Origin of the sequence: Sphingomonas populi, from assembly GCF_004208535.1 — a bacterium.
GTDB lineage: Bacteria > Pseudomonadota > Alphaproteobacteria > Sphingomonadales > Sphingomonadaceae > Sphingomonas > Sphingomonas populi.
Genome location: NZ_SGIS01000037.1, coordinates 17,505 through 39,390 on the forward strand (window position 1 = coordinate 17,505; position 21,886 = coordinate 39,390).

Consider the following 21,886-nt stretch of genomic DNA (forward strand, 5'->3'; position numbering starts at 1 on the left):
ATGACCATTTCGATCCGGGCGCGCACGCGCTTGCTGGGTGCGGGCGCGTGCGTCCTCGTGGCGATGCTGGCGGGACCGGCTTTCGCCGAAACCGCGCCGGCGCCGGCGGCGAGCGATGCCGACAAGACCGACCAGACCGGCATTGCCGAGGGTTCGGACATCGTCGTCACCGCCACCAGGGCGAACGAGATCGCGCCGGTCACCGCCTCGCTCAAGACGACGCAGCCGCAGTCGATCATCTCGCGCTCGTTCATCGAGGATTCGCTGCCGGCGACCTCGGACTTCAACCAGATCGCGCTGATCAGCCCAAGCGTGTCGGGTTACGGCAACGCCAACGGCAATGGCCTGTCGGAGAGCAAGGCGCAGATCCGTGGCTTCCAGGACGGCGAATACAACGTCACCTATGATGGCGTTCCCTTCGGCGACACCAACGATCCGACCCACCATTCGAACACCTTCTTCCCGTCGAACACGATCGAGACGCTGATCGTCGATCGTGGCCCAGGCAACGCCAGCCAGCTCGGCCAGGCGACGTTCGGCGGCAATATCAACCTGTTCAGCCGCGCCACCCGCGAAGACCCGAGCGTCGAACTCAAGGGCAGCTACGGCAGCTTCGACACCTATCTGCTGCGCGGCCTCGTGCAGAGTGGCGCGATCAAGGCGCTGGGCGGCGCGGAGATCGTGCTGAGCGGACAGCACATCCATTCTTCGGGCGCGCGCACCTACAGCCCGTTCGATTCCAACAACGTGTTCGGCAAGATCATGATCCCGATCGGCCCGGACGCGAAGCTGACCATCCTCGGCACCTATAACGAGAACGACTTCAACCAGCCTGACAAGGACGGCGTCACGCTTGGCCAGTCGGCGCTGTACGGCAAGTATTTCAGCCTCAACAACGATCCGAACACGCAAAATTACTACAAGTACAATCACACCCACAAGACGACGGATTTCGAGATCGTCAAATTCGAGGCGAATATCGCGCCCAACTCGACCTTCGAGAACCGCGCTTATACCTACAGCTACGACAACGAGACGCTGAGCGGCAACGACGTCACCATCTACGGCACCGCAACGCCGACCGCGACCACCGCAGCGCAGATCGCGGCGGCGGTGACCAAGGCCAACGTCGTCACGCTGACGCAGGGCGGCACGACCAGCTTCGGCGTGCCGGGCTATACCAAGACCAACAAATACCGGATGTATGGCGATATCGCCAAGACGCGGATCGACTTCGGCTTCGGCGCGATCACGGCAGGCGCGTGGCTCGAATGGTCGGACACCTACCGTCAGCAGCGCGATGTCGATCTCGTCACCGGCGCGCCCAATTATCTCGAAAAGGCGGTGAAGAATCCCGTCACGGGCGAAGCGACGCCGCGCAACATCAAGTTCGATCAGAACTCGCATACCAATCACACTGAAGAATTCGTCGAACTCGAACTGCGGCCGCTGCCGGGGATGACGATCACGCCCGGCTTCAAGCACGTCGATTTCAACCGCAAGATCGATGCGAACTACAACCAGACGACGCGCTATGCGCAGCGCACGAGCAGCGACTATCAGGCCAACCTGCCGTTCGCGACGGTCAACTACGCGCTGAACGAGAAGTTCGCCGCCTATTTCCAATATGCGCGCGGGTTCCTCGCTCCAGCGCTCAGCGTCCTGCATGTCGATCATCCTGGCTTTTCGACGGTCGCGCCGGAACGTTCGACCAATTATCAGGCGGGTGCGGTCTATCACGGCGGCAACCTCTCGATCGACGCGGACGTCTACAAGATCGATTTCAGCAACAAGTTTGCCTCGTTCGCCTCGCCCGATCCGACGATCGGTACGGTGTTCGTCAATCAGGGATCGGTCCAGTACAAGGGCGTCGAGGGGCAGATCACCTATGCGCTGCCGCACGGCCTAGCGGTCTTCGCCAACGGGTCGCGCAACTATGCCAAGACCGACAATCCCGGCGCGCCGCATCTGCAGGTCGCCAACGCACCCGAATTCACCGCAGCCGGCGGCATCCTCTACAAACGTGGTCCGATCCGCTTCTCGCTGATCGACAAATACACCGGGCAGCAGTGGTTCACCGACCCCAGCGCGGTGACGACCAGCAACATTGCCACGACGCTGCCGACCTATAATTTCTATCGGAGCAAGGGCTACAATACGACGATCTTGTCGGCCCGTTACGAGGTCGGGCCGGTCCAGTTCGGTATCGAGGTCAACAATCTGTTCGACTCCAGGCAGGTCACCAACATCAACACCGGCAAGTCGGTTGCGTACGATCAGTATACTTACGCTACCGGCCGCGCCTTTACCGGTGACGTGACGGTGCGGTTCTGATGCTCTGGGCGGGCTTTCTGGTCGCGGCGGCGCTCGGTGCCGCCGTGCCCGTCGGCGACAAGCCCGCTCTGCTTCTGACGGCGCAGGACATCGATCCTGCGCTGGTGCTACCACCACCGCCGGCGCCCGACAGCCCGCAGGTGCGGGCCGAACTCGCCGAACTGCATGCGATCGAGGCGGTCCGCACGTCCGCCGACGAAGCGGCCGCGCGGCTCGACGGCGAGACCAAGAACGGGTCGATCTTCGCCGAGGTGTTGGGACCACGGTTCGATCTCGCCAATCTGCCGCAAACCAAGCGGCTGCTCGATCTCGTCCGCGCAAGCGAGAAGGCGGCGGTCGATCGCGGCAAGGACGCGTTCAAACGTGCCCGCCCCTATGCGATCGACCCGACGCTCAGGAGTTGCAAACGCAACGACGATCCACTGTCCAGCTACCCGAGCGGCCACACGTCGATGGCCTTCGCAATGGCGGAAACCCTGGCGCGGCTGGTGCCCGAAAAAGCGCCAGCGTTGCTCGCCCGCGCCGCACGTTATGGCCAGAGCCGTATCGTTTGCGAGCAGCATTTTCGCAGCGATGTGAGTGCGGGACAAATGCTCGGGCTATTGATCGCGGAGCGGCTGATGGCGAAATCCGTGTTCGTTGCGCAATTCCGCGCGGCGCAGTCGGAACTGCTCAGCGCCGGTATCGCATCGCGCTAGGGCGTGTGGGGATTCATCGGCAGTTGATGATGGCCGAGGCAAGATCGATGGCCCGGCATCCGCTTGAACCGCACCCTATTTCCCAGCGCGTCGGTGAGCGCCTTCATCCACGGCAGCGCTCATGCCACCTCACTGAACCTTGAAGCCGAGAACACCGTCGGCACGGTGCGGATCGGCTGATACGATATGATAGGTAAGCTCGTAGCTACCTTTGGGCAGCGGCTTGGCCGTGGTGACGATGAGGGTCATGCCATCCGCGCCGACGCTGGTCGCGATCTTCATTTTCATCGGCGTGTTCATCTTCATTCCCGGCATCTCGATCATGTCCAGCGACGCGCGGATGGACTGCGTGACGAGCTTTTCGGAGAACCTCACTTCCATGCGGCTGATCGGCGCCACCGTCGCGTTGGCGGCCGGGGCGGTGGAGACGACATCGGCATGCGCCAACGCGGGCGCGGAGATCAGGGCTGCGACGACGAACGGGACGATGAGGCGGCGCATGTGATCTCCTTTGCTGGACCGGTGCTCGTTCCCACAATACGCGTGCCGCCGCCGCATCCCTTATCGCACTCGCGAAATCCGTAAGGGGTCGAGCAGCATGGTGCGTATGGTTGCGTGGGAGATATCTATGACCATACAGGACACGTTGGACGCACTTGCCGGATCGACCGTCCATCCAGGGCTGGCCGCGATCGACGGCATTGTGTTCTCGCGGATCGATGCGACGGCACGCGCCAGCCGGCAGGCGCGGCGGGGGATGCTGATCGCGATATGTGTCGCGACGATCACGGGCGCCGCCGGCGCGGCTCTTCCGGCGGCGCGGGGTGTGGAATCGTCGGTCATGCTGGTAAACACCGCGTTGGCGCCTTCAACGTTGCTGGGTGACTTGGGATGAGCCGCAGCCTGTGGCTCATTCTGACGACGGTGCTGGCCTTCATCGCGGCGATCGGCGGCGTGGCGGTTGGCCGGCTCATCTGGCCGGGCGCGCCGACGTCCGGCGTGGCGTTGCACCGGCTGCTCCACGACCGCATGAATCTGGACGCCGCGCAGATGGCGCGGATCGAGGTGCTTGAGGTGCGCTACGCCGCGCGTCGCGACGCGCGCGAGGCCGAAATGCGCGCCGACAATGCTCGGCTGGCGCGGGCGATCAAGGCGGAGCACGGATATGGCCCGCGCGTCGCGGCGGCGGTGAATGCGTCGCACATGGCAATGGGCGCACTTCAGCGAGAGACGCTGGCGCACGTCTTCGCGATGCGGCAGGTGCTGCGGCCCGATCAGGCGGCGAGCTTCGATGCGGCCATCGCGGACAAGCTTACCGATCCGACGCAGTGACCGCAGACGCGGCAAGTGACGATCTTGCGGCATTGGACGACGGGGCGCTGGTCGCTCGCGCCATTGCCGGGCGGCAGGTTGCGTTCCGGGAGATCATGCGCCGCCACCGCGATCCGCTCTACCGGCTCGTCCGCGGCCATGTCGGCGATGCGGATGAGGCGCTCGATCTGGTGCAGGATTGCTTTGCGACCGCGTGGCGCCACCTCGGTCGTTTCGATCAATCACGCCCGCTCCGGCCGTGGCTCGCGCGCATCGCGATCAACCGGGCGCGAGACTGGCACCGCCGCCGCGCATTGCGCCGGCTCGTTGGGTTCGGTGTTGGTCGGGAGGAGGAGGCCGTGCCAGACGAGGCGCCGCTGCCCGATATCGTCGCCGGAGCGCGGATCGACCTGGAGCGCGTCTGGGCTGCGATCACCCGTTTGCCCGAGCGGCTGCGCGAGACACTGCTGCTCCGCACGGTGAACGGATTGAGCCAGATGGAGACGGCTGAGGCGCTGAAGATCAGCGAAAAGGCGGTCGAGACCCGGCTCTACCGGGCGCGCGTGCAACTCGTCGCCATGCTCGGCGAGGGGTGATCCGGTTCGCCGCGTATCAATCTGATGGACAGGATATCATGACGCCACGGCGCCGGGACATATTGAAGATCGGCGGCGCAGGCGCGCTTACCGCCTGGTGGCCGGGCTGGGCGGCGGCGGTGTCGCCGGGCCTGCCCACCGCGCCACCGGGCGTAAGCGGCACCGACATCGAACTGCGCATCGCGCACCACATGGTGCGGATCGGCGGGCGCGAGACGCACGCGATCGGGATTAACGGCACCGTGCCCGGCCCGCTGCTCCGCCTGCGCGAGGGGCAGGACGTCCGGCTCACCGTGATCAACGATCTGCCGGACGAGGACACGTCGATCCACTGGCACGGGCTGCTGGTGCCGTTCCAGATGGACGGCGTGCCGGGCATCAGCTTTCCCGGCATCAAGGCTGGTGGCCGCTTCACCTATGAATTCCCGATCCGCCAATCGGGCACCTATTGGTATCATAGCCATTCCGGGTTGCAGGAGCAGATGGGGCATTATGGCCCGATCGTGATCGATCCCGCCGGTGCCGATCCGATCGCGTATGATCGCGACCATGTCATCGTGCTGTCGGACCACAGCGCGATCCACCCGCACACGATCTTTCAGCGGCTGAAGCAGCAGGGCGGATATTTCAATTACCAGAAGCAGACGCTCGCCGGGCAGCTTGCCGGCCGCGACCAGACACCGGCGGAGCGCCGCGCCTGGGGCAAGATGCGGATGGACCCGACCGACATCTCCGATGTAACTGGCTCCACCTACACCTATCTGGTCAATGGCCGTGGCCCTGCGGATGGCTGGACCGCGCTGTTCCGGCCGGGCGAACGGGTGCGGCTGCGCTTCGTCAATGCGTCTGCCATGACGATTTTCAACGTGCGTATCCCCGGCTTGCGGATGTCGGTGGTGGCGACCGACGGGTTGCCGGTGCGTCCCGTGACGGTGGATGCGTTCCAGATCGCCAATGCCGAAACCTACGACGTGATCGTCACTCCGGTTGACGACCGTGCCTATGGTCTCGTCGCCGAGGCGATCGACCGGTCGGGGATGGCGTTCGCCACACTTGCGCCGCGCCCGGGCCTGCTCGCCGTAGCGCCGCCGCTCGGTCGCCGGCCGGTGGTGACGATGAAGGACATGGGTATGGATATGTCCGCGATGGACCCCGACATGGTCGATATGTCGTCGATGCACATGGGGATGCGCGACTCGCGCAACGCGCCGGGGTTGCCGCTCGGCCCCGGCGTGCAGACGATCGCTCCCATGCCCGCCGATCGAACCGCCGAGCCCGGGCAGGGACTTGCCGACGTCGGCGGAAAGATATTGGTCTATACCGATCTGGTGGCGGCCAATCGCAACCCGGACGTGCGCGCGCCGTCGCGCAAGCTGCAGATCCATCTCACCGGCAACATGGAACGCTATATGTGGGCGTTCGACGGCAAGAAACTGAGTGAGGTGAGAGACCCGATCCCGTTCACCGCCGGCGAGCGGGTGCGGATCACGCTCATCAACGACACGATGATGAACCACCCGATCCACCTCCACGGCCACTTCTTCGAACTGGTGACCGGGCACGGCGATCATGCGCCACGCAAGCATACCGTCAACGTTCAGCCCGGCGGCATGGTCACCTTCGATCTCACCGCGAATGCGGTGGGTGACTGGGCCTTTCACTGCCACATGCTCTACCACATGCACGCCGGCATGATGCAGGTGGTGAGCGTGCGTCCGGCGGCGGCATGAAGGCGTTGACGTGTATCGCGGCATTGATCGCGACCGCTCCCGCTCATGCGCAGACCATGCCCGGTATGGACATGCCGGCACCGATTGGCGACGCCGCTTCGCATTCGACCGCTTCGGCCGAAAAGGTGGGTACGGACCAGTCGCCGTCCGATACCGCGCCGCCGGCACCGCCTCCGCCCGCCGATCACGCCGCCGATGCGATATGGGGCGCGGCCGCCATGGCGCCGGCCCGCGAACGGATGCACCACGAGCATGGCGGCATGCGGCTCCACCAGATCCTGTTCAACCTCGCCGAAGTGCAGGTGCGTCGCGGCCGCGAGGGGTATCGCTGGGATGGCGAGGGCTGGTGGGGCGGGGACATCGACCGCTTCGTCGTGAAAAGCGAGGGGGAAGCGCAGTTCGGTCACGGCGCGCGCGTAGCGGAAGTGCAATGGCTCTATTCACGCGCGATCGGCCCCTATTACGATCTTCAGGGCGGTGTGCGGCAGGATATCGGCGCGGGTGTGCGCCGGACCTATGTTTCGATAGGTGTCGAGGGGCTGGCGCCCTATTGGTTCGAGACCGAAGGCACGCTGTTCGTATCGGACAAGGGCGATATGCTCGCCCGCGCTGAGGCGTGGTACGACCAGCGCATCACCCAGCGCCTCGTCCTCCAGCCCCGTCTCGAACTCAACCTCGCCGCGCAGGACGTGCCCGAGCAGCGCATCGGCAAAGGCTTGTCCACAGCGGAACTCGGCCTGCGCCTGCGCTACGAGATTCGTCGCGAGTTCGCGCCCTATCTTGGCCTATCGTGGGACAGGAAGATCGGCCGTACCGCCGGCTATGCGCGCCGAGACGGGGATGGGCGCGGCGGGGCGGCGGCGGTGTTTGGCGTGCGCGGCTGGTTTTGACGCCCACCGCCCGGCGTTTTCCTGGTTAGCTCAGGCCGTTGCGGCGATAGTCCTCGAGCAACTTTCGCACGCACGTCTTTTTCTCGTCGGGGATCGTGGGCGAGATTTGTGTGGTGATGGCGCCGCCCTTTTCGATGCGAACGGCGAACTGCCACGCGGCGAGTTCGCAGCCCTGCAGGATGCTCTGCCGCAGGTCGCTCGAATCATCGGAATAGGCCGCAGTCGGAAGCAGGGTGCAGAGGGCGGCGATGACGCCGAGCGCTGGACGCATCTTCATTGCTGTGTCGTTCCTGCCTGAGAGAAGGGGCTTACGGCACCTCTTATCTCACGCGCGGCGATTTTTCCATCGGATGCTACGCGCCATTGCGGCGGACAGGTCCGGGTGCGAACCCGGACCTGCACCGGTTCAGGCGGCGCCGTGCGTATAGCGCTCGAACTCCTCTCGGTAGCGCGCGGTGATCCGCTCCTGCTCGTCGGGACCGACATCCTCGGCGAGTTGGAGGAACCACGTCCCTTCTTCCGAATAGATGTGGTGCATGACGGCGCCACGGATATGTTCGAGCTTGTCGAGATAATCCTGGCTCATCGGATCGAGCCGTTCGAGCAGGCCCATCTCCATCTTCGCGGCGGACTGCTCCTGATAGGCGAGTTCGGCGTGGCCGACCTGCTTGTCGGCGGCGAGTGCCGGATAGACCGCCGCTTCTTCGGCGATCGAATGCGCGGTCAACAGCAGGGCGAGGTCTTTCTGCGCGCGCTGACGGCCGGCGGGGGTCTCGGCGATCTTCACCGCGTCGAACAGCGCCTCGATCTTGCGGTGATGCCGCAGGATTTCGGACAGCCAACTGCCAGGCGTGGCGACGGCCTCCGCCTTCTTGCGCGCCTCGACCCGCGCCTCTTCGCTCTCGGGTGGGGTTACGGCGGCGACCAGCTTGTCAATGACCGACATGAGATGCTCCTTTGCGGGTCAGAAATACGATCCGACGCCTTGAACGAGTCGATGAAAGCCGCGTTCCGGCCGCACGGTGCCGACTTGATCCGCATCAGTGTGTTTTCCGACAACGGCCCGGTTTCGGTATTGTCGTGTCTAGGGCGCGATCAGATGATCGGCCTCGCAGGCGACGAGAAGGTCTCGATCGCGGCGAGGACGATCCCCGGCGGCGCTTGCTCCAGCGGATGTGCGGCCGGCGCGAAGGCGAGACCGATCGTGCGCCGGAGATCGAAACCCTGCAATCGCGCCGAGCGAACGCCGGGCGCCGTAAAGCTCGTCGGCATCACGGTGATGCCAAGGCCGGCGGCGATCATCTGCAAAACGCGGTCGTCGTTGGTGGTGCGCAAGGCGAAATGTGGGCGAACGTCCTTGTCGGTGAAGTGGCGGCTGATCGCGGCAAGCGATTCGCAGTGGCGCCGCACGATCATGACATCGTGAGCGACCTCTTCGGCCGCGATGACATCGCGACCGGCGAGTGCGTGGGTCGCGGGCAGGAACAGGCCGAAGCCCTCGGTGCGCAGCGGGCTTTCGAGGAAGGTTGCGGTGCCCGTCGCGGTGAGGGTCAGCGCTACGTCGATCCGCCCCTGATTGAGCTTGGCGTGGAGTTCGCGCGCGGTGCCGGGAACCAGCTCGAACGTGGCGGCGGGTGCGCGCGCCAGCGCGAGGGCGGTCATCCGCGCCAGTTCCGGGCCGGGCAAGCTGTTGAGCACGCCGAGCCGGACGGCGCCCGCATCAGGTTCGAACTGTACCGCGCATTTCGCCAGATTGAAGGCGTTCTCGATGCGGCGGGCATGTTCGACGAAGCGCGTGCCCGCAGCCGTCAGTCGCACAGCGCGGTTGGACCGTTCGAACAGCGGAGCCTCCAGCAACGCTTCGAGCTTGCCGATGCCGACCGAGAGCGTCGGCTGGGTGACCCGGCAATGCTGCGCCGCCGCCGAGAAGGTGCCATGATCGACGACGGCGAGGAAATAGCGGACGAGATAGCGTTCGATCATAGATGTCATCTATCCACCATCTGCGCCGCTTTCAATTTCTCACGCGTTGGCAAATCTTCTACGCTGCCGGGCAGGAGAGCAGATATGACGACATTCGATTTCGGCCTCGGCGAAAACGCCGACATGATCCGCGAGAGCACGGCGCGGTTTGCGGCGGACAAAATCGCGCCACTCGCCGCCGAGATCGACGCGAAGGACTGGTTCCCCGTCGAGCTATGGCCGCAGATGGGCGAGCTCGGGCTGCACGGCATCACCGTGGCGGAGGAGGATGGCGGGCTTGGCCTCGGCTATCTCGAACACGTCGTCGCGCAGGAAGAGGTGGCGCGCGCCTCGGCATCGATCGGGCTGAGCTATGGCGCGCATTCCAACCTGTGTGTCAACCAGATCCGCCGCTGGGGTTCGCCCGAACAGAAGGCGCGCTATCTCCCCAAGCTGATCTCGGGCGAGCATGTCGGCAGTCTCGCCATGTCGGAGGCCGGCGCCGGTTCCGATGTCGTCTCGATGAAGCTCCGGGCCGAGAAGCGCGGCGATCGCTACGTCCTCAACGGCACCAAATTCTGGATCACCAACGCGACCTATGCCGATACTCTGGTCGTCTACGCCAAGACCGGCGAAGGATCGAAGGGCATCACCACCTTCCTGATCGAGAAGGACATGAAGGGCTTCTCGATCGGGCAGAAGATCGACAAGATGGGAATGCGCGGTTCGCCGACCGCGGAACTGGTGTTCGACGATTGCGAAGTGCCGCAAGAGAACATCATGGGGCCGCTCAACGGCGGGGTCGGGGTGTTGATGTCGGGGCTGGATTACGAGCGGACCGTGCTGGCGGGCATTCAGCTCGGCATCATGCAGGCGTGTCTTGATGTGGTGCTGCCCTATGTTCGCGAGCGCCAGCAGTTCGGCAAGCCGATCGGCGCGTTCCAGCTTATGCAGGCGAAGATCGCCGACATGTACGTCGCGCTCAACAGCGCGCGCGCCTATGTGTATGCGGTGGCGAAGGCGTGCGACGCGGGCCGCACGACGCGGTTCGACGCGGCGGGCGCGATCCTGCTGGCGAGCGAGAATGCGATGAAGACCGCGCTGGAGGCGGTACAGGCGCTCGGCGGTGCGGGTTATACCAAGGACTGGCCGGTCGAGCGCTTCATGCGCGACGCCAAACTGCTCGACATCGGTGCCGGCACCAACGAGATTCGCCGCATGCTGATCGGCCGCGAACTGATCGGCGCGCCTGAGCGGGTCGCGCAGTGAGCGCGCCCGTCCTCGACACCAAGCTGGCGATCGACAGCGACGGCTTCCGCGCCAACGCGGCGCACAACCGCGCGCTCGCCGAGACGTTGCGGGCGAAGGTCGCAGCGGCTGCGCAAGGCGGGTCGGAAAGTGCGCGCGCCAAGCATGTCGCGCGCGGTAAGCTGCTGCCGCGCGAGCGGGTCGAACATCTGCTCGATCCGGGCTCGCCGTTTCTGGAAGTTGGGCAGCTTGCCGCCAACGGGCTGTACGGCGACGAGGTTCCGGGTGCCGGGCTGATCGCCGGCATCGGCCGCGTGTCGGGGCGGCAGGTGATGATCGCCTGCAACGACGCGACGGTAAAGGGCGGCACCTATTATCCGATGACGGTGAAGAAGCATCTCCGCGCGCAGGAGATCGCGCTCGAGAACCGGCTGCCGTGCATCTACCTCGTCGATTCGGGCGGCGCCAACCTGCCTAACCAGGCGGAAGTGTTCCCGGACAAGGAGCATTTCGGCCGCATCTTCTTCAACCAGGCCAATATGAGCGCGCGGGGGATCGCACAGATCGCCTGCGTGATGGGGAGTTGCACCGCCGGCGGCGCCTATGTGCCGGCGATGTCCGATGAATCGGTGATCGTGCGCAATCAGGGCACCATCTTTCTCGCCGGGCCGCCGCTGGTGCAGGCGGCGACGGGCGAGGTGATCTCGGCCGAAGACCTTGGTGGCGGCGATCTCCACGCGCGCCGCTCGGGCGTGGTCGATCATCTCGCCGAGAACGACGCGCACGCGCTGACGATCGTGCGCGATATCGTCTCGACTTTGGCGGCCGACCGCACGCCCGATCTGGCGCTGCGCGCGCCGCGCCCGCCCGCGTTCGATCCGCAGGAGCTGTACGGCGTGATCCCCGATGACGTGCGCGCGCCCTATGACGTGCATGAGGTGATCGCGCGGCTGGTTGACGGGTCCGAATTCCATGCGTTCAAGCCGCTCTACGGCACCACTTTGGTCTGCGGGTTCGCGCATATCTGGGGGATGCCGGTCGCGATTCTCGCCAACAACGGCGTGCTGTTCAGCGAAAGCGCGATCAAGGGCGCACATTTCATCGAGCTGGCGTGCCAGCGGCGTATCCCGTTGCTGTTCCTCCAGAACATCTCGGGTTTCATGGTCGGCGGCAAATATGAGGCAGAGGGTATCGCCAAGAACGGCGCCAAGCTGGTGACGGCGGTCGCCACCGCATCGGTGCCCAAGATCACCGTGCTGATCGGCGGCAGCTTCGGCGCGGGTAATTACGGCATGTGTGGACGCGCGTACCAGCCGCGCTTCCTGTTCGCCTGGCCCAATGCGCGGATCAGCGTGATGGGCGGCGAGCAGGCGGCGAGCGTGCTCGCGACCGTCCACCGCGACGCGGCGACCTGGACGCCCGAGCAGGCGGAAGCCTTCAAGGCGCCGATCCGCGCGAAATATGAGGAAGAGGGCAACCCCTATTACGCGACCGCGCGGCTGTGGGACGATGGCATCATCGATCCCGCCCAGACCCGCGACGTGTTGGGGATCGCCTTTGCCGCGACGCTGAACGCCGCCGTTCCCGAACGAGCGCAGTTCGGCGTGTTCAGGATGTAATATCATGATGAAATCGCTCCTGATCGCCAACCGTGGCGAGATCGCCTGCCGGATCATTCGCACCGCGCGCAGGCTCGGCATCCGCACGATCGCGGTCTATTCGGACGCCGATGCGCAGGCGCTGCATGTGCGGCTTGCGGACGCGGCGGTGCATATCGGCCCGTCGCCGGCGCGCGAGAGCTATCTGCTTGGCGACCGCATCATCGCCGCCGCGCAGGCGAGCGGCGCCGAGGCGATCCACCCCGGCTATGGCTTCCTGTCCGAGAATGCGGCTTTCGCCGAGGCGGTGCAGGCGGCGGGGCTGATCTGGGTCGGCCCCAACCCGGCCTCGATCACCGCGATGGGCCTCAAGGACGCGGCCAAGACGCTGATGCAGGCGGCGGGCGTGCCGACCACGCCGGGCTATCTCGGCGAGGATCAATCGCCCGAGCGGCTGCGGGCGGAAGCCGATGCGATCGGCTATCCGGTGCTCATCAAGGCGGTCGCCGGCGGCGGCGGCAAGGGCATGCGCAAGGTCGATGTGGCGGAGGACTTCGCCGACGCCTTGCTGTCCTGCCAGCGCGAGGCGGCGTCGAGCTTCGGCAATCAGCAGGTGTTGCTGGAGAAGTGGATCACCAACCCACGCCATATCGAGGTGCAGGTGTTCGGCGACACGCACGGCAATGTCGTGCATCTGTTCGAGCGCGATTGCTCGCTCCAGCGCCGTCACCAGAAGGTGATTGAGGAAGCCCCGGCGCCGGACATGGACGCGACGACACGCGCTGCGGTGTGCGCGGCGGCGGTGGCGGCGGCGCGCGCGGTCGACTATGTCGGCGCGGGCACGATCGAGTTCATCGCTGATGGTTCGCAGGGGCTTCGCGCCGACCGGATCTGGTTCATGGAAATGAACACCCGGCTTCAGGTCGAGCATCCCGTCACCGAGGCGATCACCGGGCAGGATCTGGTCGAATGGCAGTTGCGCGTCGCCTCGGGCGAGCCTTTGCCCCGGCGGCAGGACGAGCTTGCGATCCATGGCTGGGCGATGGAAGCACGGCTCTACGCGGAAGACCCGGCCAAAGGTTTCCTGCCGTCGATCGGGCGGCTCGACACGTTCCGCATCGGCGGTGATTGTCGGGTCGATACCGGCGTCGAGCAGGGCGCGGAGATTTCGCCGTTCTATGATCCGATGATCGCCAAGGTGATCGCCCACGGCGCGGATCGCGATGCGGCACGGCGCACGCTGATGGCGGCGCTCGACGATACGGTCATCTGGCCGCTACGCACCAACGCCGCGTTTCTCGTGCGCGCGCTCGACAATGCCGACTTCGCCGCCGCCAAGCTCGACACCGGGCTGATCGCGCGTGAAGGCGATGCGCTGATGCCGGCCGAGCGCCCGGGTAATGATGTGCTCGCGCGTGCCGCCGAGCGTCTGGTCGCGCCATCGACCGGCCCGGTCGGTTTTCGGCTCAATGCGCCCGTGCGGCGTGACGCTGGCTTTCTGCTCAACGGCGTGCCTGTTACGGTCGCGTTCGATCCGTCGCGTGCCGCCGGTGGTCTGGAAGACACGCTGCTGACCGAACACGGCCAGACGTGGCAGCTTCGGGCGTGGCGCGTCGAAGGCGCGGGCGGGCAGGGCGCGGGCGACGGCGCGATCCTGTCGCCGATGCCGGGACGCGTCATTGCTGTCGCGGTCGCAGCGGGGGATGCTGTGCGCAAAGGGCAGAAGCTCGTTACCGTCGAGGCGATGAAGATGGAGCACAGCCTGACCGCACCGTTCGACGGCATCATCGCCGAACTCAACGCGCGCGAGGGCGGGCAGGTGAGCGAAGGCACGTTGCTGGTGCGGATCGAACCGTCAGAGGGGTGATCGCCGGGCGCGGCTCTTCTGCGTGCGTCAGGCGTTGCGCACCGGGTTAAGGAGTTACCCATGTCGACACATTCGCTTCCCCCCGCCTTCTCGACCGGATCGACCGCTGTCGTCACCGGCGCCGCCAGCGGGATCGGCTTCGCCGTCGCCTCGCGGTTGCTTGGGATGGGCCTCAAGGTCGCGCTCGCCGATCTTGGCGGCGAGACGCTTGATGCGGCGGGCAGGGCGCTTGCCGAAGCGGGTGAGGTGCTGGTCGTGCCGACCGACGTATCTTCGCCGCAGGACGTCGAACGTCTGCGCGATCGGGTGCTCGCGGAATGGGGCTTCGTCTCCGTGCTGATGAACAACGCCGCGACCGGCCACAATCCCGGCCTGCCGTGGGAGAATGCCGCCGGGTGGCAGGCGCTGCTCGACATCAATCTGATGGGCGTGCTGCACGGCGTCCAGGCGTTCGTGCCGGCGATGCTCGCGCAGGATCGGCCGGGCATCGTCATCAACACCGGGTCGAAACAGGGGATCACCAGCCCGCCGGGCAATTTCGCGTACAACCTGTCGAAGGCGGGCGTGCGCAGCTACACCGAGTCGCTGGCGCATGCGCTGCGCGAGGCGACCGGCGAGCGCATTTCGGCGCATCTGCTCATCCCGGGCTTCACCTTCACCGGCATGACCGGCCGGCCGGAAAAGCCCGCAGCGGCATGGTCGGCCGAACAGGTCGCCGATTTCATGCTCGACCGCATCGCGCAGGGCGATTTCTACATCCTGTGCCCCGACAACGACGTCGATCGCGCGACCGACGAAAAGCGGATGCGCTGGGCGATGGACGACATCATCGCCAACCGTCCGGCACTGTCGCGCTGGCATCCCGACTACGCGGCGGCGTTCGCCGCGTTCGTCGCCGAATAGCGCGACCTCAGGCGCAACCCCGTGTCACGAGCTGTCGCGGTGCCGTAGCGAGATCGTCGCTCGGCACCCCTAAGCGCTGCCCGGGTTGCGAGGGACAGCAACCGTAAAACAACACAGCGCTTGCCCTCGCGGACACGCGCCAGCCGCCGTGTGCCCGATCGAACCCAAGGGGCGGTATTTTGATGATGATATTTCCTATGCGGTTGTGCCGGCCCAGCCTGGTCACCGCTCTGGTCAAACATCAGCACGGCATCGTCGGGGAGGGTCACGATAGTTTCGACTAGGGTCGCCGCTCCTCGTCATCAGCGATCATCAAATGCTTGCCAATCGAGAAAACGCGCTCTATCACAATCTAATCAGTGATTAGACTGGTGTTAACATCCGAACCGGCGCGTAAGCGCCCGGCAAATTCCGGGTGAAAAAAGAACCGTGCCAAAGACGCCACTTGTCGAGCGTCGACGTATGAGGAGGGGACTATCGCTATGAAGGACTTCAAAAAGGCTGCGCTGCTGTCAACAAGTGTGCTCATCACCTTACCGGCGCTTGCTCAGGCGCAAAGCGCGGTTCCCGGTGGCGCGCAGGCTCTCACGCAAGTCAATGGGAGGTCACCTGCAGCGGATGCAGAACACGTTGACGATATCATCGTCACCGCGCAGCGCCGCAGTGAGAATGTCCTGAAGGTGCCGGTCAGCGTGACCGTGGTAAGTGGCGACCAACTGCTGCAGCGGGGCATCAATGACCTGATGGCAGTGACGAAGCTCGCGCCCAGCCTTCAGGTCGCGCAAGATAACACGTTTTCGGTCCGTGGCGTCGGCACCGGCACGTTCGCTTCGACGGTTGAATCGAGCGTTTCGCAGGTAATCGACGAAGTCGTGTTGGGCAATCGCGAATTCGCGACCAACGCCTTTTACGATGTCGAGCGCGTCGAAGTATTGAACGGGCCGCAAGGGCTGCTGTTCGGTAAGAACGCCTCCGCCGGATTGGTCAACATAACGACGACTCGGCCAAAGCTAGGAAAATTCAGCGAGGAAGGCGATGTCGAGCTGGTCAATCGTGACCGCCCAGTCAAAGACGGGCAGGGGATTCAGCTTCGCGATACGATCAACATCCCAATCTCAACCAATAGCGCGTTGCGGATCAACGCGCTGTACAGCACCCAGGATTCTGTCACCTATCCGATGGTGAATGGTGCGGTTCGTAACGATCTCAATACGCTCAACTGGGGTGTCCGGGCCAAATATCTGATCGAGCCTACCAACGATCTTTCGATCTACATCATCGGCGATTACAACAAAAGCCGAGGGATTTCAGGCCGCTACGATGCTACCTTCCGCCAGTTCGGCCAGAATAGCGTCTACCCTGCATATGGCCTGCAGGCGGGAAACAATAATCTTGTTTATACCGCAGACGCGCCAAATTATCGAGTTTCTGAAACCGGCGGCGTTCAAGGAAATATAAGCTATAGCTTTGCGAACGGGATGCAACTGAGCAGCATCACCGCCTGGAAAAAGTTAAATACGTCCTATCAGTTTGATTCTGACAATACGCCGATAAATTTCTTCGATTTCAATCAGAATCGCATAAAATTCGATCAAATCTCGCAAGAGCTGCGCCTGTCATTGCCTAGTGGAAATGCTATCTCCGGGCAGTTTGGGTTATATTACTATCACTCTTCCGATTCCGAGGTCGGGTTTCGCGGTGGCAATAACGGACTGCCAAGCTTCGTTACATCGGGGTTCCCGTTTTGCATCAATCCGACCGTACTTGGCCCACCACCGGCGTGCCCGGTAAGCAACACCTCCTTTCTGGGCCAGGACTACCGCTTCACGCTGAAACAGGACAGCTATGCGGCATTTGGCCAGTTGAGTTACGCGATCACGGACTCGCTGAAAATCACCGGCGGCGGGCGCGTCACGCATGACAAGGCATCGCTGGATATGGTGGAGAATACCGGGTCCTATTTCGTGACGCTCGGTGTGCCCAACAACGTTACCAAGCAATCGACCAAGGCGACCAATTTTAGCTTCAAGATTGGCGCTGATTGGCAAGCTTCGCCGGACCTTCTGGTCTATGGATTCTACGGACAAGGCTATAAGGGCCCCGGCTTCTCCAATACCTCTCCCAGCCCCGGCGCCAATCTGGCGGTTCGCCCGGAAATCTCGAAAGGCGGGGAGATCGGCCTGAAAGGGCGCCTTCTCGACCGTCGCGTGACGTTCAGCCTCTCGGCTTTCTACACGCGCTTTTCGGATCTGCAGGTCCAATCGTTCGTGCAATCGCTTCGGACGTTCGTTCTGAGCAACGCGGCGACCGCGACCACCAAGGGCGTCGAGCTATCGCTTCAGGGACGGGTGTCGTCACGGCTGACGCTGTCCGGTTCGGCTTCCTATGTCGATGCCAAGTTCGACGATTATCCCGGGGCACAGTGCAATCCTGGACAGACCAGCAATGGCTGTGCGGCGAACGTCAATTCGAGCGATCCAGGCTTCGTCGGCGTATTCAATGCGGCCGGCTATCCGCTACCGCTGTCCGCCAAGTTCACGACCACGCTTGGCGCCGATTACCAAGCGCCGATCGGGCGCGGTCTCGATGGTGTGATCGGGCTTGGGTATTATCACCGCTCGCCGCAGACTTCCGGGTTGGGGACGATCTTCGATATCCCGACGTGGGACACGCTCGACGCACGTCTCGGAGTGAAGTCACACAATTGGAGCCTCACGCTGTTCTGCAAGAATTGCACGAATTCGGTTCGGCCGATTTCGATCGGTGCGGATGGCGGCGATGCCAATCCGACGAGTGGGCCGCCCGTCCTCACCTTCGCGCAGCGATGGAGCTACGATTCGGTGCGAACTGCTGGCCTGCGTGGAACGTTCAACTTCTGAATCTGCTGTCGCTTCGCTGCGTGACGGGCGCCGGGTTCAACCTCGCGCCCGTTTGGCGGCATGATAGGGGCGGCAATCGCGGGGGCGATCGCCTGACGGGTGGTCCACGAAAGACGCGCACGAACGGTATGGTGCCGGACAGGACAGATGCCCTCCCAAATCAAGTCCGGTCGCGGTGGCGCGGTCGGACCTTCCGAACTAGGAAATCTCATGGTCACGCTCACCCGCCGCCAGTTTTCAGCAGGAGCGGCAATGCTCGGCACCGCCGCGTCGATGTGGCCGGCCGCTGCGCTGGCTGGCCGCACACGGCAATTCCCTGACGGATTTCTGTGGGGCGCCGCGACGTCAGCCTATCAGATCGAAGGCAACAACATCAATTCTGATGTCTGGCAGGTCGAAGCCATCGCGGGTACACCCTATGCCGAACCCGCAGGCGATGCCGCCAATGGCTTCGAGCTTTGGCCGACGGACCTTGATCTGGCCAAGGCGATGGGCCTCAACAGCTATCGCTTCAGTCTGGAGTGGGCCCGGATTGAGCCGCGCGCGGGTGAATTCTCGGTCGCCATGCTCGATCACTACAAGCGCATCATCGAAGGATGTCACGCGCGCGGACTCAAGCCGTTCGTGACCTTCAACCACTTCACGACGCCCTTGTGGTTCGCTCTGCGTGGCGGCTGGCAACATCCAGACGCACCGACCCTCTTCGCCAGGTTCTGCGCAATGGCGGCGTCGCATCTATCTGACGGCATCGCCGTCGCCGCGACGCTTAACGAACCCAATCTCGCGGGTCGCTTGGCCGATGTGCTACCGCCAGCGGTGAGCAAATGGCTGCTGCCGGCGGACCGGGCTGTGTCGGAAAAGGTTGCTGCGGCGTTTGGCGTCCCGTTGTTTCTGACGGGCAACAACGTTTGGTATCCCGATCCCACAACGCTGCAGGCCAATTTGCTCAAAGGGCATGATTTGGGCCGGCAGGCGATCAAGGCCGTGCGCGGTGATCTGCCGGTGGGCGTTTGCCTGGCGATCATCGATGATCAGGCGGTTGGCTCCAACAGTATCCGCGACACGGTACGCAAGGGGCTTTATGTCGATTGGCTTCAGGCAGCGCGCCGTGACGACTTCGTCGGGGTGCAGAATTACGAGCGCGCGCTGTGGGACGACAAGGGCAGGGTGCCGCCGCCGCCGGAAGGTGATCGGAACTTTGCCGGGGGAGAGGTCTATTCTGCCTCGCTCGCCGGCGCGGTTCGCTATGCGTATTCGGTCGCCAAGGTGCCGATATTCGTCACGGAGCATGGGGTTAACAGCCAGGACGATACGGTTCGGCAGCGGCTCATCCCCGCCGCGCTGGGGCATTTGCACAGGGCGATCGCTGAGGGCGTGCCGGTAAAGGGCTATATGCACTGGTCGTTGATCGACAATTTCGAATGGGGCTTCGGCTACAAGCCACAATTCGGGCTCCACAGCTTCGATCGAAAGACGTTTGCCCGAACCGCCAAGGCGAGCGCGGGCGTCCTAGGGGGCATAGCCCGCGCAAATGCTGTCTGACTGCAGCTTAAAAGTACTGGTAGAACGTGACCTCGACCATCGGCCGTCAGATATTGGAGATGGCGTGCCAAATGATCGCATCGGCGGTCCGTTCGGAACGGGGTTCGCTAATTTCATCATGTGGCGCCATCATATGACGGTCGCGGAGTAAGGCGAAGCCGTAGATCGTCGACCAGAGCGTGGCAACCCGAACGCCGACATCGGCCTGGGTGTCCGCGCCGAGGGTCGTAACGACGCCTTCATGCAGAATCTCGAAGCCTTTGCGCTGGGCGATTCCGATCATGGGATCGACCTTGGGCCGCGTAAGTTCGCTCTCATACATCAGCTCGAACAGCCGGGAGTGGCGCGCCGCGAAAACGAGGAAACTATGAGACATCGCAAAGAGTTGATCGCGCCCCGGTACGGCGGTGTCGCTGGCTCGTTTGCCCAGCGCATTCATTTCATCATAGCCCTCAAGGGCAACCGCGAGCAGCAGCGAACGCCGGTCCGGGAAATGATGATACGGAGCGCCTGCCGATACGCCCACGATCTGCGCGAGTTTGCGGACCGATAGGCCTTCGTGGCCATGATCCGAGACGAATTGACGGGCGGCCGCGAGCAATTCGCTGCGCAGGTCTTCCCTGTGATAACTACCATCGCCTCGCGCCATGTTTTGCGACTAGCCCCTATGCCAGCCTCTTGACAAGCGGCTCGGTGGAAATCTAAGCATCGATTAGATTGGCGAAGACGGGCCGTACCGGCGGGAAAAAAGCTGCTGTTTTTCAAGCGGAAAGAACGGGATCGACCCGCTGGACCGTTAGCGTAGCGCTCCGTTGCGGTTTCCACACGGCCGGCACGACAGAAAATACGTAGGTGAGGACACATGGATCACAACATCAAACGCGGCGTCAGTTTGTACTCCTTCCAGGAAGAACTCTTCCTCGGGCAGATGACGGTCGAGGACTGCGTATCCTTCGCCGCGTCGATCGGTGCGCGGGGCATCGAAATCCTGCCTGAACAAAACATGCGGTCCTTCCCGAACGTGACCGACCATGAGGTGGGCGCGTGGAAGGACATGATGGCGCGGCACGGTTGCGAAATGACCTGTTACGACATGTTTCTGGACACCAAGCTGCGGTCCGATCGCTTGATGACCGACGAAGAACAGGTCGAATCGATCCGACGCGACCTGATCCTGTGCAACACATTGGGCATCCGCAACATGCGGGTACTGGTGTTCGTGCGGCCGGACATTCTCGAGCGGTGCGTGCCCTATGCGGAGGATCTGGACGTGCACATGGGCGTGGAAGTCCATGCGCCGTGGCACATCGAGCATGCGTGGATTCTGCGGACGATCGAAGTCGCTGATCGGCTGGGAACCCGCCACCTCGGACTGCTGCCCGACATGGGCATCTTCATGAAGCACTATCCGCCGGTGTGGCGCGCCCGCTTCGAGCGTGAAGGCGCGCGGCCCGAAGTCGCGCAATTCATCGTCGATCAGCATGACGCCAAGATCATGGCGGAATATACGATCTATGAGGTCGCAGTGAAGATGAAGGGCACGCCCGTGGAGGTCCGCATGGCGGAAACCCTGCGCCATTCGCCTTATTCGAACCCCAAGCGCATCCGGGATTTCATTCCCTACTTCCGGCATATTCAAGCCAAATTCTACGAAATGAATACAGACGATACCGACCCGTCGCTGGCCTATGATGAGGTCGTTGCCGAACTGATCGCAGGCGGCTGGAGCGGGTATCTGTCGAGTGAATATGAGGGCAATCGCTGGGTGCAGGACGTGCAGCCTGTCGACAGCCGCGAACAGGTGCGCCGTCAGCACCGCATGTTTGAACGTCTGCTTTCGCAGCGTACCGGGGAGCAGAACTGATGTTCGACAAGTACCTGATTTGCGAGCATTCGCTGCGCAACGCTGGTCCGACGGATGCGCCTGAAGGCTTCACGTTCGAGGCGAAGCTCGGATATTATCGCGGCCTCGGCCTGTCGATGATCGAGGATATCGCCGTCGCGATCGACGGTGTCGAACTGCCGCGCGATGCCGTTCGGTTCGATGAGGGAAAAGGGCCGCTGACGCTCGACCAGATGGCGACAGCCTATGATCGGCGATGGGCGTTCGGTGAAACAGCGACGCTGATCGTCGAGTATCCGGGCGGATTTCCCCCGGGCGAACATAACGTGTCGCTGCGCCAAAAGCTGCGGATATCGTATCTGCCATTCCCTGCGATCAACAGCGACAGCAAGACGCTGTCGCTGTGAAACGTGCCGCGCTTATCGCAGGTTTTCCGGTGGTCAGCGACAAGCCGATGACGGCGACATTCGGGTGACCGATCAAGC

Annotated in this window: 20 protein-coding genes; 15 read left to right on the forward strand and 5 right to left on the reverse strand. The window is 63.6% G+C overall.

Going from position 1 to position 21,886, the window contains the following annotated elements; genetic code table 11:
• Both EWE75_RS19235 and EWE75_RS19240 read left to right on the forward strand, forming a co-directional pair.
• Entirely contained in the window at window positions 1–2,334 is a 2,334-nt protein-coding gene (locus tag EWE75_RS19235) for a TonB-dependent receptor (protein WP_130159729.1), read from the forward strand.
• Window positions 2,334–3,032: a phosphatase PAP2 family protein gene (locus EWE75_RS19240; RefSeq protein WP_130159730.1), complete on the forward strand. Its 699-nt coding sequence runs from the start codon at window positions 2,334–2,336 to the stop codon at window positions 3,030–3,032. The genes EWE75_RS19235 and EWE75_RS19240 overlap by 1 nt, the downstream gene beginning before the upstream one ends.
• A 129-nt stretch (window positions 3,033–3,161) precedes the next feature.
• On the opposite strand, the gene EWE75_RS19245 is transcribed toward EWE75_RS19240, so the two are convergent.
• Window positions 3,162–3,533 carry a copper resistance protein CopC gene (locus EWE75_RS19245; RefSeq protein ID WP_165388451.1) on the reverse strand — a complete coding sequence of 124 codons (372 nt, stop codon included), beginning with the start codon at window positions 3,531–3,533 and terminating at the stop codon, window positions 3,162–3,164.
• A 127-nt stretch (window positions 3,534–3,660) separates the two neighbouring features.
• On the opposite strand from EWE75_RS19245, the gene EWE75_RS19250 reads away from it, so the two are divergent.
• The 5 genes from EWE75_RS19250 to EWE75_RS19270 are packed head-to-tail and all read left to right on the forward strand — an operon-like array spanning window position 3,661 to window position 7,559.
• On the forward strand, window positions 3,661–3,927 hold the full coding sequence (locus EWE75_RS19250; protein ID WP_130159732.1) for a hypothetical protein: 267 nt from the start codon (window positions 3,661–3,663) through the stop codon (window positions 3,925–3,927).
• On the forward strand, window positions 3,924–4,364 hold the full coding sequence (locus tag EWE75_RS19255) for a periplasmic heavy metal sensor (protein ID WP_130159733.1): 441 nt from the start codon (window positions 3,924–3,926) through the stop codon (window positions 4,362–4,364). The genes EWE75_RS19250 and EWE75_RS19255 overlap by 4 nt, the downstream gene beginning before the upstream one ends.
• The gene (locus tag EWE75_RS19260) at window positions 4,361–4,939 is read left to right on the forward strand and encodes an RNA polymerase sigma factor (RefSeq protein ID WP_231708454.1); all 579 of its coding nucleotides are present in this window, start codon (window positions 4,361–4,363) and stop codon (window positions 4,937–4,939) included. The genes EWE75_RS19255 and EWE75_RS19260 overlap by 4 nt, the downstream gene beginning before the upstream one ends.
• Before the next feature lie 38 nt (window positions 4,940–4,977).
• Entirely contained in the window at window positions 4,978–6,669 is a 1,692-nt protein-coding gene (locus tag EWE75_RS19265; RefSeq protein WP_130159734.1) for a copper resistance system multicopper oxidase, read from the forward strand.
• Window positions 6,666–7,559 carry a copper resistance protein B gene (locus tag EWE75_RS19270; protein WP_130159735.1) on the forward strand — a complete coding sequence of 298 codons (894 nt, stop codon included), beginning with the start codon at window positions 6,666–6,668 and terminating at the stop codon, window positions 7,557–7,559. The genes EWE75_RS19265 and EWE75_RS19270 overlap by 4 nt, the downstream gene beginning before the upstream one ends.
• A 25-nt stretch (window positions 7,560–7,584) precedes the next feature.
• On the opposite strand, the gene EWE75_RS19275 is transcribed toward EWE75_RS19270, so the two are convergent.
• The 3 genes from EWE75_RS19275 to EWE75_RS19285 all read right to left on the reverse strand — a co-directional run bounded on the left by EWE75_RS19275 (window position 7,585) and on the right by EWE75_RS19285 (window position 9,542).
• Entirely contained in the window at window positions 7,585–7,836 is a 252-nt protein-coding gene (locus tag EWE75_RS19275) for a hypothetical protein (RefSeq protein ID WP_130159736.1), read from the reverse strand.
• A 129-nt stretch (window positions 7,837–7,965) separates the two neighbouring features.
• Window positions 7,966–8,505 (reverse strand): hemerythrin domain-containing protein, encoded by a 540-nt coding sequence (locus EWE75_RS19280; RefSeq protein WP_130159737.1) that lies wholly within the window; start codon window positions 8,503–8,505, stop codon window positions 7,966–7,968.
• A 149-nt stretch (window positions 8,506–8,654) separates the two neighbouring features.
• Entirely contained in the window at window positions 8,655–9,542 is an 888-nt protein-coding gene (locus EWE75_RS19285) for a LysR family transcriptional regulator (RefSeq protein ID WP_130159738.1), read from the reverse strand.
• Between the two features lie 84 nt (window positions 9,543–9,626).
• Here EWE75_RS19285 and EWE75_RS19290 point away from each other — a divergent pair, with 84 nt between their 5' ends.
• The 6 genes from EWE75_RS19290 (at window position 9,627) to EWE75_RS19315 (ending at window position 19,558) form a co-directional block, all read left to right on the forward strand.
• Entirely contained in the window at window positions 9,627–10,790 is a 1,164-nt protein-coding gene (locus EWE75_RS19290) for an isovaleryl-CoA dehydrogenase (protein WP_130159739.1), read from the forward strand.
• Window positions 10,787–12,388 carry a carboxyl transferase domain-containing protein gene (locus EWE75_RS19295; protein WP_130159740.1) on the forward strand — a complete coding sequence of 534 codons (1,602 nt, stop codon included), beginning with the start codon at window positions 10,787–10,789 and terminating at the stop codon, window positions 12,386–12,388. Before EWE75_RS19290 ends, EWE75_RS19295 begins: the two co-directional genes overlap by 4 nt.
• Before the next feature lie 4 nt (window positions 12,389–12,392).
• Entirely contained in the window at window positions 12,393–14,234 is a 1,842-nt protein-coding gene (locus tag EWE75_RS19300) for an acetyl/propionyl/methylcrotonyl-CoA carboxylase subunit alpha (protein ID WP_130159741.1), read from the forward strand.
• A gap of 60 nt (window positions 14,235–14,294) precedes the next feature.
• Window positions 14,295–15,137 carry an SDR family NAD(P)-dependent oxidoreductase gene (locus EWE75_RS19305; protein WP_130159742.1) on the forward strand — a complete coding sequence of 281 codons (843 nt, stop codon included), beginning with the start codon at window positions 14,295–14,297 and terminating at the stop codon, window positions 15,135–15,137.
• 482 nt (window positions 15,138–15,619) lie between these two features.
• On the forward strand, window positions 15,620–18,016 hold the full coding sequence (locus EWE75_RS19310; RefSeq protein WP_130159743.1) for a TonB-dependent receptor: 2,397 nt from the start codon (window positions 15,620–15,622) through the stop codon (window positions 18,014–18,016).
• A gap of 210 nt (window positions 18,017–18,226) precedes the next feature.
• Window positions 18,227–19,558: a family 1 glycosylhydrolase gene (locus EWE75_RS19315; RefSeq protein WP_130159744.1), complete on the forward strand. Its 1,332-nt coding sequence runs from the start codon at window positions 18,227–18,229 to the stop codon at window positions 19,556–19,558.
• A 46-nt stretch (window positions 19,559–19,604) separates the two neighbouring features.
• Here the strand turns inward: EWE75_RS19315 and EWE75_RS19320 are convergent, their stop codons facing one another.
• On the reverse strand, window positions 19,605–20,207 hold the full coding sequence (locus EWE75_RS19320) for a TetR/AcrR family transcriptional regulator (protein WP_130159745.1): 603 nt from the start codon (window positions 20,205–20,207) through the stop codon (window positions 19,605–19,607).
• Window positions 20,208–20,420: 213 nt separating this feature from the next.
• Between EWE75_RS19320 and EWE75_RS19325 the strand changes: the two genes are divergently transcribed.
• Together EWE75_RS19325 and EWE75_RS19330 are read left to right on the forward strand one after the other, a co-directional pair.
• Entirely contained in the window at window positions 20,421–21,422 is a 1,002-nt protein-coding gene (locus EWE75_RS19325; RefSeq protein WP_231708456.1) for a sugar phosphate isomerase/epimerase family protein, read from the forward strand.
• Window positions 21,422–21,808 carry a C-glycoside deglycosidase beta subunit domain-containing protein gene (locus tag EWE75_RS19330; protein WP_130159746.1) on the forward strand — a complete coding sequence of 129 codons (387 nt, stop codon included), beginning with the start codon at window positions 21,422–21,424 and terminating at the stop codon, window positions 21,806–21,808. The genes EWE75_RS19325 and EWE75_RS19330 overlap by 1 nt, the downstream gene beginning before the upstream one ends.
• Window positions 21,809–21,886: the final 78 nt, after the last annotated feature.